Annotated in this window: 8 protein-coding genes and 1 riboswitch; of the genes, 1 reads left to right on the forward strand and 7 read right to left on the reverse strand. The window is 42.1% G+C overall.

All coding sequences use genetic code 11. From position 1 onward, the window contains the following. Positions 1-8: 8 nt before the first annotated feature. From DWV68_RS06075 to DWV68_RS06105, 7 genes are all read right to left on the reverse strand, one after another. Positions 9-1187 (reverse strand): MFS transporter, encoded by a 1179-nt coding sequence (locus tag DWV68_RS06075; RefSeq protein ID WP_118665285.1) that lies wholly within the window; start codon positions 1185-1187, stop codon positions 9-11. After that, positions 1184-1660: a YbaK/EbsC family protein gene (locus DWV68_RS06080; protein ID WP_117698332.1), complete on the reverse strand. Its 477-nt coding sequence runs from the start codon at positions 1658-1660 to the stop codon at positions 1184-1186. Before DWV68_RS06080 ends, DWV68_RS06075 begins: the two co-directional genes overlap by 4 nt. A gap of 23 nt (positions 1661-1683) precedes the next feature. Then, positions 1684-2874 (reverse strand): [FeFe] hydrogenase H-cluster maturation GTPase HydF, encoded by a 1191-nt coding sequence (hydF, locus tag DWV68_RS06085; protein ID WP_118665287.1) that lies wholly within the window; start codon positions 2872-2874, stop codon positions 1684-1686. A 13-nt stretch (positions 2875-2887) separates the two neighbouring features. Then, positions 2888-4306 carry a [FeFe] hydrogenase H-cluster radical SAM maturase HydG gene (hydG, locus tag DWV68_RS06090; protein ID WP_118665289.1) on the reverse strand — a complete coding sequence of 473 codons (1419 nt, stop codon included), beginning with the start codon at positions 4304-4306 and terminating at the stop codon, positions 2888-2890. A gap of 85 nt (positions 4307-4391) precedes the next feature. Next, positions 4392-5447 (reverse strand): [FeFe] hydrogenase H-cluster radical SAM maturase HydE, encoded by a 1056-nt coding sequence (hydE, locus tag DWV68_RS06095; RefSeq protein WP_118665291.1) that lies wholly within the window; start codon positions 5445-5447, stop codon positions 4392-4394. After that, positions 5437-5706 carry a TM1266 family iron-only hydrogenase system putative regulator gene (locus DWV68_RS06100; protein ID WP_022242806.1) on the reverse strand — a complete coding sequence of 90 codons (270 nt, stop codon included), beginning with the start codon at positions 5704-5706 and terminating at the stop codon, positions 5437-5439. The genes hydE and DWV68_RS06100 overlap by 11 nt, the downstream gene beginning before the upstream one ends. Before the next feature lie 296 nt (positions 5707-6002). After that, the gene (locus DWV68_RS06105) at positions 6003-14126 is read right to left on the reverse strand and encodes a GBS Bsp-like repeat-containing protein (RefSeq protein WP_197420821.1); all 8124 of its coding nucleotides are present in this window, start codon (positions 14124-14126) and stop codon (positions 6003-6005) included. Between the two features lie 256 nt (positions 14127-14382). Continuing rightward, a riboswitch (TPP riboswitch) is annotated at positions 14383-14482 on the forward strand. Positions 14483-14517: 35 nt separating this feature from the next. Here DWV68_RS06105 and thiT point away from each other — a divergent pair. Continuing rightward, the gene (gene thiT, locus DWV68_RS06110) at positions 14518-15174 is read left to right on the forward strand and encodes an energy-coupled thiamine transporter ThiT (RefSeq protein ID WP_118056963.1); all 657 of its coding nucleotides are present in this window, start codon (positions 14518-14520) and stop codon (positions 15172-15174) included. Positions 15175-15301: the final 127 nt, after the last annotated feature.

Genomic DNA, 15301 nt, shown 5'->3' on the forward strand with positions numbered 1-15301 from the left:
TCCGACGCTTATGCCGTTTTCTTTGTTAAAAGTTCATGCATGATTATCATTACAACCAGTATTGCAAATAAATAAAACGGCAGCAGTGCCACCGAAATTCCACGGGCAATCATCCCAAACAGCGGCGGCATAAGCATGGTTCCGATATAAGCAAATGCCATCTGCACACCTATAATTGCCTGGGATTTGTCTGCCCCAAAATGAGCCGGAGTAGAATGAATGACGCATGGATAAATCGGTGCACATCCCAATCCGATAAGAACCAATCCTGCCATTGCCAGTATATTGCTTCCCGGCAATATCATTGCCACGATTCCAGCTACGATGATTCCCTGCCCCAGTCGTATCATCTGTATATCATTTAACTTCATCGTAACAAAGCCGCTTATAGCCCGCCCTACAGTAATTCCAATAAAAAATAAGCTTGCAAATGCTGCCGCAGTCTCCGCCGGTATCCCTTTATGTAAGCTCAGATAACTGCTTGCCCATAATCCGGTAGTCTGTTCCAATGCACAGTAGCAGAAGAAACAGAGCATTACTTCCCTGGCTCCGCTAATCTTTAGTATTTCGCGAACCGATAAAACCTTCTTTCCGTTTTCTGCCTGGTCTGTCTGTAGTTCTTCCACCTCAGTCTCTTCTGTCCTTCCTTTCCACAACGGAAGACTAAATATTAAAACAGAAGTTAATATCACCTGTATAATACCAATATATCGATAGCCCATATTCCAGCCCTGCCCCATGGAAAGCGCGATTCCCATGATGTAAGGACCTGCCGTTGCTCCAACACCCCACATACAATGGAGCCAGCTCATATGGCGGCTTTCATAATGTAATGCCACATAATTGTTTAAAGACGCATCTACACTTCCTGCACCAAGACCATAGGGAATTGCCCACAGACACAATGCCCAGAAGGAGTGGGAAAAAGAGAATCCAAACAAAGCCACCGCCGTTGCAGCTACGCTGATTGCAGTTACTTTTCCGGTTCCAAGCTTCTTCGTAAGTCTGTCACTTTGCAGGCTGGATACAATTGTTCCGGCGGATATAATCATGGAAATAATTCCCGCATAGGAAATCGGCACGCCAAACTGCTGATACATGGTCGGCCAGGCGGAACCAAGAAGGGAATCCGGCAGTCCCAGACTGATAAATGCGAGATAAATAATTGCCAGTAATAATTGTGTCATGCTTGCTGTTCCTCCTTGCAGATATTCACCCATTCCTGATATCCGGAACACTGTTCCAGTTCCGGGATTGTCAGCTCAATGGCGCTGTTTCCACTGCCACATGCCGGAAATACTGTTTCAAATTTTTTCAGGCTTTCATCGAGATATACTTTTATACCCTCTTTGATTCCAAAAGGGCAGACTCCGCCAACGGCGTGTCCGATATAGTCTTCCACTGCCGCTGCCGGAATCATTTTTGCTTTGGTTCCGAAGGTTGTCTTATATTTGTGGTTGTCGATTCTGGCATCTCCTGCAGCTACAATCAGAATCGGCTGTTCTCCCACCAGAAAAGAAAGCGTCTTTGCAATACGCTCCGGCTCACAATGAAGTGCTTCTGCTGCCAGTTCCACTGTCGCACTGGATTCTGCCAGCTCCATAATCCGCTCCTCCATTCCAAATTCTTTTAAATATGCTCGCGCGCGTTCGATTGACATAGTTACGCTTCCTTTCATCATTTCTAATAGCTGATTTTATCAAGAATTCCAGACAGATATGCAATGGCAACACCATAGTTGCTCATTGGAACTTTCTGTTCTTTTGCACGTTCAATTCTCGTCATGACATATTTTTTATTAAACATACAGGCTCCGCACTGAATTATTAAATCATAATTAGATAAGTCTTTTGGGAAATCTGTTCCGCTGACGATATCCACTGTCAGTCCTGCTCCGATACGTTTTCTCAGCATATTCGGAATTTTCTCCCTGCCGATATCCTCTTTCAGTGGTGCATGGGTGCAGCATTCTGCAATCAGTACCTTTGATTCTTCCGTAAGACTGCTAATGGCTGCTGCGCTCTCTTTGTAGTAAGCGAAATCTCCCTTGTACTCTGCAAACAATACGGAAAATGAGGTCAGAAGACTTTCCTGCGGCTTCTTATCATATACTGTGCGGAAAACCTGGGAGTCAGTAATAATAAGCTTCGGTGGTCGTGCCAGCGCCGCCAGCGTATCCTCTAACTTATCCGTTGTGCAGCTCATTACCAGACATTTATGATCCAGCAAATCACGGATGGTCTGTACCTGTGGCAGAATCAGTCTGCCCTTTGGTGCCTGGATATCCTGCGGCATAACAAGAAGGACCAAATCTCCTTCTTCTACCAGTGCTCCGGTTATGGTTTCTTCACCATAATCATCCGGCACAAGTCTTATTAATTCTTCTTTAAACTTTTCTATATCTTCCTTGCTTTTCGAGCTGATAACAAGAATTTCCTGTTTTGTCTCTTCCTTAAGCTGTGCTGCTATAGCATCTGAACCGGTCAGAGTATCCGCCTTGCTCAATACACACAAAATCGGCGTATGTTTCTCTTTAAAATAACGGAACCATTCTAACTCTGCGCTATATTCTTCTCCTGAAAACAGCAATACTGCAATATCCGTTTTCTCTGCGGCTTTTTCCGTCTTCTCTACACGCATTTTCCCCAGTTCGCCTACATCATCCACTCCCGCCGTGTCAATAAATACACACGGACCGATACCGTGCACCTCCATCGGCTTGTAGACGGGATCCGTTGTCGTTCCCGCCACATCCGATACAATTGCTACCTGTTGTCCGGTAAATGCATTAATCAGAGAAGATTTTCCGCTGTTTCTTTTGCCATAAAAACCGATATGTATCCGGTTTGCACTTGGTGTTTCATTCAATGACATCGCTAAAGACCTCCTAGAATCTGAAATCGCGCTGTCCTTCCTCAATTTCTTTCAGATGACGTTTTGCAATTTCTCTTGTTTTTTCATTTGGTACTTTCTCTATCTCCTTAGCAATCAACGCTTCTCCGATTTTTCTGGTATCTTCAGAAGCATAATCAATCAAATATTCCTTCAATGTCATCAGTGCATTCGGATGACAGCAGTTTAAAATCTGCTGGTTCTTGCACAGACTCATGAAACGGTCTCCCGTTCTTCCCTCTCGATAGCATGCGGTACAGAAGCTTGGGATATAACCCATATCCATCAGCCAGTGTACTACCTCATCCAGAGTTCTGGTATCGCTGACATCAAACTGCTCGGAACGCTCGTCTTCCGGCTCCGGATGATCATAGCCACCTACGGAAGTCTTGGAACCACCACTAATCTGGGATACACCAAGGCGGATAACTTTCTCACGTACCGCCTGGCTCTCTCTGGTAGAAATAATCATTCCGGTATACGGAACTGCCACACGGATACATGCACAGATTTTTGCAAAAATATCATCACTGATGCCGTTGTCGAATACATCCGGATCAATGTCATCGGCACGTTTGATTCGTGGCACGCTGATGGTATGTGGTCCTACTCCATGCACTGCCTCCAAATGTTCTGCATGCATCAGAAGTCCTGCAAATTCGTATTTGTAAAGTTCCAGTCCAAAAAGTACACCTAAGCCAACATCATCGATGCCGCCTTCCATGGCACGGTCCATGGCTTCGGTATGATATGCATAATCATGCTTTGGTCCGGTTGGATGTAATTTTTCATAGCTTTCTTTATGATAAGTTTCCTGAAAAAGGATATAAGTTCCGATTCCGGCCTCTTTTAATTTCCGGTAATTTTCTACGGTTGTTGCAGCAATATTTACATTAACACGACGAATTGCGCCGTTTTTGTGCTTAATGCTGTAAATGGTCTTAATACACTCTAAGATATATTCGATTGGATTATTCACCGGGTCTTCGCCTGCTTCAATTGCCAGACGCTTGTGTCCCATATCCTGTAATGCCGTTACTTCCTGACGCACTTCATCCTGTGTCAGCTTCTTACGGGCAATATGCTTATTTTTTCCATGGTACGGGCAATACACACATCCATTGATACAGTAATTGGACAGATACAATGGTGCAAACATTACAATACGATTTCCATAGAAATCTTTCTTAATCTGTTCTGCAAGGTCATATACTTCCTGGATTTTTTCTTCGTTCTCGCAGGCCAGCAATACTGATGCTTCTCTGTGAGTAAGCCCTTTCCGTAATTTTGCCTTTGCAATGATTTCGTTAATAAGGGCAAGATTGTCCTTATTTGCCTCGGCATATGCCAGAGTCTCTTCAATCTCTTCGTGGCAGATAAATTCTTCTGCCTTTAATGATGCTTTGTTATACATAATGTTTCCTTTCTTCCGGGTCAGAAGCTCTTTCCCGTTGGTTATTATATGGTGATTTAAGAAATACCTCTTGTATTTCCTTTATTTATATAAATGGTGAATCTCCTCTTGAGACCACCAGTTTATATCCAATGGATTCCATACGGTTGCCAAGACATCCACGGCATTCCGCTGCCTCTTCCCCGGTACAGATTTTATTATCGTAAAGGGCATACTTCTTCCGCACCTTTACCGGTGACAGATTCGGCATTACCACATTTCCTCCTGCTAAAATGCCAAGCTCCCTGCCCCTTGAATGGATAGTTCCCAATGCTGTAGTTGCCGGAAGCAATACCTTCGGCAGCATCAGGCGGATAACTGCCAGTAAAAACAGCGTCATTTCAAGACTTCCCGGTTCCATCTCTCCAAACGGCGTATCCTTTTGTGGAATAAACGGGCCGATTCCTACCATATGCGGATTGAATGCTTTCATAAAAGCAAGGTCTTCCACCAGATTATCTATGGTCTGATAAGGAGAACCTACCATAATGCCACACCCCACCTGATAACCGATTTCCTTTAAGGTATACAGGCACTGCTTGCGGTTTTTAAGAGACATTTCTGCCGGATGGAGCTTCCCATAATGGGCTTCATTCGCGGTCTCATGACGCAATAAATAGCGGTCTGCTCCTGCCGTGTAAAGTCTTTCATAGCTTTCCCGGCTCCGCTCTCCTAAGGACAGTGTAATGGCACAGTCCGGGTAAGCAGCTTTTATCTTATGAAGTAAATCTTCCAGTAAATCATCTGTATAATAGCCGTCTTCGCCCCCCTGCAGGACAAAGGTACGAAAGCCTAATGCATAACCGCTTTCACAGCAGGATAAGATTTCTTCTTCCCTCAGGCGGTAGCGTTCTGCATTCTGATTGCTTCTTCGGATGCCGCAATAGATGCAGTCATTCTTACAGTAATTGGATATTTCAATCAGTCCTCTGGTATAGACTTCATTTCCAAAGGTCTCTTTCTGTCTTTTTCTCGCCAGTTCAAAGCCGTACTCTGCAATTTCTTTATCGGTATGCAGTTCTAATAATTCTTTATATTCTGTCTCTGTAAGCCGTGTATCCTCATACAGCTTATCAAATAATTCTTTCCCTCTATTCTTCATGTCTGGTCACCACACTGGAATATGCTGTTTTTACACTGATTCCCGGTAATTTTCCGATTTTACCGGTCAGTGCACTGATGGTATCCTGCGGTGCATCGATTGCTATACTTACGATATTTATGCCTCTCTCCCGGTATGGAATTCCCATTCTTCCGATAATATAAGCTGCATATTCATGTAAAATTTCATTTAATGCTCCGACAGATTCGTCCTTTTCTATTACAATGCCGATTACAGCCACTCTGGTATCTGCTGCCATATCTTCGTTCCTCTTGTTTCTCTGAATCAATACAATTTCAACGCTTATTTTACGTTTCTAGTATAAGAGATTTATTTTTGGATTACAATTGTTAAGCTCTGGTTTTATGCGTATTTATTGTATTTTTTTACATACCAGACCTGTTGCCGGCAGCTTTTTATGTATGACCGGCTGCAATCTACAAGAAATACGCTTTGCGAGTTTTTTACTTTATAGGAAAGCAATTTCCTGTAAAGCAAAAAGGGATTCTGCTCCTTCCTTTCATCCGAAACAGAATCCCTTTTCTTTCACACTTTTTAATTTCCTTTACGTCCTTCTTTATAACCACTTCCAATATAATGCATATAATAGGATTTTAAATCATTTCCAAAGGCGTTTTGAAGATCATTATATCTATTCTTATATTTTTTTACATTAAAGGAGTCTTTTGCCTGTCTTCCTTCATTCATACCACACTCCACAAAATGTCTCAATGCGGCTGTATCATCACCATAAAACGCTGCCTTAAGGTCAGAATATTTGCTGATGTAATAATTGTAGTCATATACCAGACTGTAATCCACTCCATTGTATACGGTTACAGGATTCTTAAGCACGCCATTTCCTGTTGCTTTACGTCCTTCCCGATAGCCACTGCCAATATAATGCATATAATATGCTTTCAGATTTCTTCCAAATGCACTTCTTAAGTCTGCATAATTAGCACGGTAAGCTGCTACATTAAAGGATGCTTTTCCCTGACGCCCCTCATTCATACCACATTCCACAAAGTGACGTAAGGTTGCATTTTCATCACCATTAAATGCCGCTTTAATATCCGGATATTTGTTGATGTAGTAATTGTAGTCATATACCAGCTTGTAATCCACGCCATTGTATACGGTTGTCGGATTCTGCAGTTCTGTACTTCCGGTTGCTACTCGTCCCTCTGCATATCCATTGATGCGATAATGATCATAATATGCTCTCAGATTATTTCCAAATGCACTTCTTAAATCCGCATACCGGGCACGATAAGATGCAACATTGAAGTTTGCAATTGCCTGACGGCCTTCTGCCTCACCATTATTTACAAAATGTGCAAAAATTGCTTCTGTATTGCCGCCAAATGCTTTTGCTACATCAGGGTTATTCTTTATGTAATAATTTAAGTCAAAGACCCTTTCATAGCCTGCACCAAATACGGTAGTCGTTGCATATGCACACCGCATTTTATATCCGCCACCACTTACATATACATGGATATTATATACACCCACATTATTCTTATGATTTGCAATATTGGCATGCACGATAAAGGTATCTGCATCTACTCTGGATGCGTTATACCATACAATATCGCTCTGATCAGCCTTTGTCCAGACCGGAACACTAACAGAAGTCACATAACTTGGAACTCCATCCACAACAATATCAAAGGTTCCTGCTGCTGCATTCCTGCTCTGAACGATTACGTCAGAAGTCAGCACTGGTTCTGTGATAGCAAAGGACTTTGTCACGCTGCCCTTATAGTCTCCAATTCCTGTAATGGTTACATAAGCTGTTCCTACAGAATAATTGTCACGATAAGAAAGCTTGTAGTCTACATTTTCTTTCAACATTGTTGTCCCATCTTTGACAACAACCGGCGGAGTCAGCAGTCTTCCATTATAAGTCTGTGATGCAACTGCCAGAACCGTACAATTTTCAATGCTCTTTTCTTTAATTACAAAGGTAACAACTTTTTCTCCGGAGTATACACCAATACCGGAAATGATTACCCTTGCAGTTCCCACATTTCTATTGTTACTGTAGCTTACCGTATAATCAACATCTTCTGTTAATACCTTGCTTCCCATCTTAACGACCGGAACCGGCTTATAAGTCTGTCCGGTATACTGCTCTGAAGCAGGGATTCCGGTAACTGTTGCTTTGGATAAGCTGTTGCTGATTTTGAATTTCTTAACAATTGTTCCGGTATAATACTGGGTCAGTGGACGCACAGTAATGGATGCATCGCCTGCCAGCTCATTATTTGCATACGTTGTTTCATAATCTTCATTCAGCGTTAAGGTATTGCCACCACATGCCACATGGATAGACGGACATATCGGGCTTCCGGTATAAAGCTGTTCCGGAACACTGTCAATAATTGCATCCTCAAGGCTTGCCACAATATTGAAGTAAACGCGCTTGGTCTCATCATAGTTGCCAAGTCCTTTAATTACTACCCATGACTCTCCTGCCCTTAAGTTGTTGCCATTGACAACCTGATAATCCTTCCCTTCTACCAGAAGCTTTCCGTTGTCATAAATCGTCAGTGCCGGGCGGATGTAATTGCCGGTATACTTCTGATCCGGGATTGCTTCTGCCACAGCATTTCCAATATCATGTTTGGTAATCTTATAGTATACCGTAATGCTATCTTTGTAGTTACCGCTTTCGGTTGCAGTTACCGTTGCACTTGCGGTTCCGATTGCTGTGTTGTTCTCATAGGTTACTTCATACTGGGAAGAATCAATGGTTAATCCGGTAGAAGTATCTTTTAAAGTAAGTACCGGTTTAATCTCGCTTCCGGTATAATCTACGTTATCGGTTCCGGTAATCTCAATATCTGCAGAAGTAAGTGACTTTCTTGCAATCTGATATGGATATACAGCTGTTCCTACATATCCGGTCTGGTCATTTTCCGTACCAACGATTCCAACATATACCGTTCCAGCATGAATCAGGTCAATGGCACTTGCTTCCGTTGTACAATCTTTATCAATATAGTATTTTACAATGTAATCTTCGTTTTCTGTCAGATAGCTTCCGGTCTTATTGAACTTCACCTGAATGTTCTTCGGTTTGGTATCAAGACCGTTATATACAGTATCGGAAATTCCAGTTACCGTTAAAGTATCATTGGAAAGTAAGGTACCTATGGTAAACTTCTCAATTCGTGTTCCACTGTAATTACCCTGTCCGGTTACTTTAATCCACGCAGTTCCCACCTGACTGTTATTGGTAGAATATTCATAAGTAAAGTCTGTTCCATTTATCAGTGCTACAATTCCATTTTCCGAATTATCTTTCAGGCTGATATTTGGTGTATAAGTAGTACCCTGAATATAAGGATAGTTCCGGTTTGCCGGGTCAAAGCCTGTATCAGAAGCATCAGATAACGCCGCACTGATATTCTCAGAAGAAAGATCCCTTGCCAGAATAGAGAACGGAATCGTCTTGCTTCCGGTATAGTTGGTGGTATCCTTCGGAGTAATCTGGACAAACGGTCCGGAAGTTCCATTTGCATCTTTTACAGCTTCATTATTAAAGTAAGCTGCCGTATAATCCACATTGCGAACCAGCGGTTCTGCACTGGTGGATGTCATATAAACATTTAATTCCGGTTCATACTTGGTTTTTAACGGTACATACTGTGGATCTTCTATTTTAGAGTATACTAAATCTTCAACATTTTTCTTTAAAATGTTAAACTCTACAGTTGCAGTTCCGGTACAGCTTGCCACACCGTGGATTGCTGCATATGGCGCATTTGCCCCGCCGGCGTTCGCTGCATTGATATTATTGCGATACTCATCCACCACATAATCCGTGTCTAACGTAAGGGTCTGTTCTTTGTTATTTTCATCATTAAATGTTAATTTAATTTCAGGTTCCTGCGCCTCACCATTGTAGGTTACGTCAGCAATTGTCTTGCTTACCGTAGACAAATCACGTTTTGTAATGGTAAATGTCTTAGTCAGTGTTCCCTTGTAATTGCCCTTACCGATTACAGTAATGGTTTCGGTTGCACCTGCCGGTGCACTGGATGGATTATCTGCATCCGTCTGGTAATACACACTATAGTTTGCCGGGTCAATTACTTCTGAACCGCCAATCTTCTTAATGACCAGAGAATCCGGCTTAATCAGCTTACCGGTATAAACATAGCTGTCCGCAATTCCGGTAATCTCATAATCTTCCATATGAATGGAATCAATGGTAAATGCTTTCGCCTTGGTGGTTCCCATCAATTTACCGTTTGCTGTTGCCTGAATGACTACACATGGTCCGTTCTCGCCATTTGCTGCTGCAACTGCAGTATTCTTACGATAAGTTACCGTATAATCTTTTCCTTCTTCCAAGGTATCAAAGGTAGAACCGGTTAATGCATATTTCACAACCGGAACCGGTCTGATTTCCTGTCCGGTATAGGAGAATACATCTCCACCTAAGTCAATGCTTAAATCATCACTGCCCAGGTCGTATTTAATCGCAAACTTCGCCGATTTCTCACCACTGAAATAAGTTCCGGTTCCCTCAATCGTTACGATTGGGTCAGTCAGTGAAACAGATTTACCATTTACAATGCTCTTAATGTTGTAGTCTGTTCCAAGTGCCAAAGTCTTGCCATCACATACTACAGTCATATTTTCAATTGGCTGTGTGGTTGTATTGTATTCGCTTCCAGTATATTTCTGTGCCGGAATCGTAATCTCAGCATCTTCAATTTTACCGGTAATTGCAAAATTCGCAACATAGCTGCCTACCCAGTGATTCTTCTCAATTCCGGTAATGAGTACACTGGCCTGCCCTGGAACAGTATTATTTCTATAAGACACGCTGTAATGTGTTCCCTCTATCAGACGTTCCTGGGTATCGCTGCCTTTTACATACACGGTAACGGTAGGTTTCATTCCGCCGGATGCTGCCTGTGCCTTATCATACTCAATGGTATCATAGCTTAACTTCACTTCAATCTGGTCAGCAGAATTATTCATATCTCCATCATAGTAGAAGTAACTATTCTTGGTTCCCTTAAAGTTACCGGTTCCTTCAATGGTAATATCCTGCTGTCCTACTTTAAATTTATCTACCTGGGTCGGAGTATAGGTATAATCTACGCCAGGCTGCAGTGTATATGAATATTCTCCAATTCCGGACTCATTCGGAAAACTCTGTGTTACTGTGAAATCCGGAATATTCTTTTTAAAAATGTAACTCATTCCCTGCAAAGATACGCCTACACCATCAATACTCTTCCGCTGAATAATAAACTGATTAGAGCCTGCAATCTTATCTGCAGTATAATCTGCACTTTCCAGCACACCGGTGTAATTTCCGATACCCTGGATTCTTACATAAGTTGTTCCTGCATTGGTCTTCTCGGCTGCTGTTGCAACATTCTGGAAATCTGCATCAGAATATACTTCAAACTGATAATCCTTATTCGTTGACAATAAGCTGGAAGAATCTCCATAGCTTACTTTTACGGAAGGAGTCAGTACTTTATTGGCATAAACCGGACTATTTACATCTACCCGGAGTTTGCTTAATTCGTTGATATCCTTCTGATTAATGGTATAGCTTACGGTTGTTGTTCCTGTATAGTTGCTGTTTTCTGCCGCCTTTAAGGTCAGAGTTGCAATTCCCGCATTGATTGCATTTTCACTGCTTTCAATACTGTATTCCTTATCGGTCAGAATATAGCCATTGGTGGTAGGGTACTGTAATACAACACCATCTCCGTCTGCGGTAGTAGAAATTACAACTTTCTGCTCAATTCCATTATATGTATAAGTTCCATTTACTCTTGCATTCAGTTCAGATATATCTTTCTTTGCAATGACTGCATATCCGGAAATATCTCCATAATACTGACCCTTGCCGGATACTACGAAGTAAATCGTCCCCGCATTGATAAATGCCTCATTTGTCTCAGAGCTTACAACATTCTTATGTGCTGCATCACTATAGAAGGAAATGCTATAGGACGACGAATCCGGAATTGCATCCATCATTTTTGTCTCAATTGCCTGAATCATTTCATCCTTATGGGAATTGCGGTTATAGGTTCCACCGGAAATATTAAATGCCGGCACAACGGTCGCAATATTTGCTCCAATAAAGAATGTGGTTGTTGCGGTTCCGGTATAATTCTTACCGTCTACCGCTTTGATTCTGACATATACTTTTCCGGAATTCTTATGTTCTGAAACCTGTTTACATAATTCATCGTCATAATATCCTTCAACTTCATAATCCACGCCTGCAACCAGTACACGGTTTCCATCAGATACACTGATACCCGGCTCCACTGCTTCTCCGGTATAACCGCAGTTGCTTGCAGTTACGGTCAGCGTGCTCATGTTCTTTGGTGTGATTTTATAAGAAGTACGGATACTTCCGCCTAAATTAGCATAAGTTCCAAGACCGCTGATTAATACATAATAAGTACCTGCGTCCACCGGCTCTGCAATGACCTTCTTGTATGCAGAATCCGTAAAATAAGTAACCTTAAAGTCTTCGCCCTGTACCAGGCCTTTGGCGCCGTTATTATCAGTAATACGGATTGCCGGTACCTGCATGCTGCCATTGTATTCAAAGGTAACCTGTGTCGGATCATAGTTTGCAGAACCTGCAACGATATTACACTCGCATTCATTTAATTTTCTTGGCACAATACTGAAGGTTCCACGGTTCACGCCACCCTCTGCCAGTGCATAATCTCCAGTCAGTCTGATATAAGCCTTTGCATTGTTGGTTCCAATTTCGATGTTATCTTCACAGGAAACCACTTCTACATACTGGCTGTCCAAGGTGACATTTTTACTACCTTCTTTATAATAAACGGTAATATTTGCAGGATCCGGCACAACAGCACTACCGGTATAAGTCTGGTCTGTAATTACAATATCTGTCGGGCTGATGTTCTTTGGCTTAATCATATAAGTATATACTCTTTCGCCTCCGGCATAGTTACTGCCATCCAGACCGGTTATCTTAAGATAATAGGTTGCTGCATGAATCAGTTCCTGTATGCCCGTAGTGTCTTCCTTATCGTCTGCCGGTTCAGTACATTCCGAATCACGATAAACAGCATAGTCAAAATCCGTTCCTTTTTTCAAAGCATTCCCCTCATCATCGGTTGCCGTCAGGGATAATACTTTGCTCTTGCCGTCAAAGAAGCTGGAATAACTGGTATCTTTATTAATGACACCTGCTTCTGTTCCGTTGATTGCCAGCTTAAAGGTACATTTATCTAAAGATTTTGCTACAATATCAAAATAAATCGGCTCTGCCTTGGTTCCAAGGTCTCCTTCGTAGTAATCCAGTCCGGTTACCTTCACATAATATCTTCCAATAGAAGTCGGTTCAGATACAGTCTTGGTATACTCCGCATCTTTATAATAAGTAATCTTATATCTGGAATCACTGATGACATCACCGGATGTATTGGAGACGGTAATGTTTGGCACATTTTTCTTGCCATTGTATTCCAGTTCATTTTTATCCAATACTGCTTTGCCAAGCTTGTCATAGATCTCAAAGTTGATAAATGCGTTTCCGGTTAAATTTCCGGTTCCGGTAATAATCAGGTTATTGGTTCCGGTCTGTCCTGCAGTAGTTTCATTTCGGTATGCCACGTTGTAGTTGCCGGCAGGAATCTCAACGCCATTCAACTTCACTACTACCTCATTGGTCATATCCGGTTTACTATTCTTTACATAATAATATTTATCACTCTTTAAGGAAACACTGATGCCTGCTGCACTTAAATCTGCCTTGCCAATCAGGAAATTAAAGGTCTTGCTGCCCCGGTACAGAGAAGAAGAATTCGCTGTTACTGTCATCTTCGCTGTTCCGGCATTCGTATTGTCTGCCCAGCTGGTGGTATAGTCAGACGCCTGGATTCCTGCGGAGTTCTGGCTGTCAACCAGTGTAAATTCCGGTCTCTGTGCAGTTCCGGTATAAGTAGAATCACTCAGTCCATTGGAAACAGTTACAGAATCTGCCCCGATATTATAGTAAATATTGTAACGGTTCTCTGCAATTGTTCCGGAAAATGTATAGTTACTGCTGCTCTTTAATACAATTTTAAAGGAATGTGTTCCTACTGTGGTATTGCTTCCGGATGTATATTCTACGTTATAATCATCTGCTGAAAGGTTTACCATGGTAGGAGTACCGCTTATGATACCATACACCCCTGTAATCGTCGGTAATACATCACTTCCTGTATAATATACATATCCGTCTTCACCGGTTCCTTCCACCCCTTTATAATTAACACCGATATAGCTTAACTTCTGCTGTGCAATCGTAAAGCTCTTGGTGGTCTGCCATCTGTGGCTGTCTCCGATACCAACGATATCAATATATGCTGTTCCTGCGCTGGTATTATTACGGTAATAAACGGAGTAATCCTCTTTTTCTTTCAAAGTTTCTCCAGCAATCTGGACCGTAACTGCCGGCTTAACCTCCTGTCCGGTATAAGTATAGGTATCATTTCCGGTTGCAGTTGCACCATTTGCATCCGCTCCTAATGTAATGCTTCCATTGCTCGGAAATGCATCCGCCGCCTCTGCCGGTATTGCCGGAAGAACGCCTGCAATCATACAAACACTTAAAACTAATACCAGTATTCTTTTTCCAACATCCTTGTACTTACGCATAGAACCTCTCCTTGTTGCTTGTTGTTTCCTCATCTTTTTATCTTTACTATATTCCTTTTGCTTTTCAGATTCAAGAGTAACCCTTTTTTCTAAAAAAGCGCAGAAAAAGACACTTCTAAACCTTTTATCGACCGGAAGTTACTTTTTCTTTATATTTTCCAGCGGATTTTTTCATTTTTTAGAAAATCTTTTTCAGAAAATTAACACTTGACATTTTATACTACCACTGTTACCATTACAAACTGAAAACAAAACATCACTTTGCTAGGGGCGCCTTTGGCTGAGAAACGCATCTGCGTTGACCCTTATTACTTGAACCGGATAATACCGGCGTAAGGAAGCACATAGTTCAACCTCCTGGCAGAGTATCATCTTTAAGGAGGATTTTTTTATGTCAATTTTTGCAACATACGACGGCTCATCTTACCAGCTTACCACCGCAGGTTTTACAGCCCTCGTTATCATCATGATTGCCATTCTTCTGATTGGCTGTGCTATCTTCGGTGGAAAGAAGAAATTCAGTGCAAAGCAGCTTGCATTTTCGGCTATGGCAATTGCCCTTGCCATGGTAACTTCCATGATTAAACTTTTCGATATGCCAATGGGCGGTTCCGTTACTTTACTGAGCATGTTATTCATCGTTCTGATTGGTTACTGGTACGGTCTGGGTGCCGGCTTAACCGCAGCTTTTGCTTACGGAATTCTGCAGTTAGTCGTTGACCCTTACATCATCAGTGTTCCACAGATGTTAGTGGACTACCTCTTCGCCTTTGGTGCATTAGGACTTTCCGGACTTTTCAGCAAATCCAAACATGGACTTATCAAAGGTTATATCGCTGGTGTATTAGGCCGATACTTCTTCGCATTCCTTTCCGGCTGGATTTTCTTCGGCATGTATGCTCCGGAAGAATTCCCGAATGCAGTGGTATACTCTCTTGCTTACAACGGTGCATACCTTGGTGCAGAAGCACTTATTACATTAATCATTATCTGTCTGCCACCAGTCCAGAAGGCATTGAATGCCGTTAAGGATATGGCAAATTCATAATATGATTCTGTCCAAAAAGAGCGTCTTTCCTAATTAGGAAAGAACGCTCTTTTTGATTACGCGAGTAGCGAGAAAAATCGCATGCTTGCATGCAGATTTGACGAGCACCGCGATAACTCGAGAAACT

Origin of the sequence: Roseburia sp. AF12-17LB, from assembly GCF_003479605.1 — a bacterium.
Taxonomy (GTDB): domain Bacteria; phylum Bacillota; class Clostridia; order Lachnospirales; family Lachnospiraceae; genus Roseburia_C; species Roseburia_C amylophila.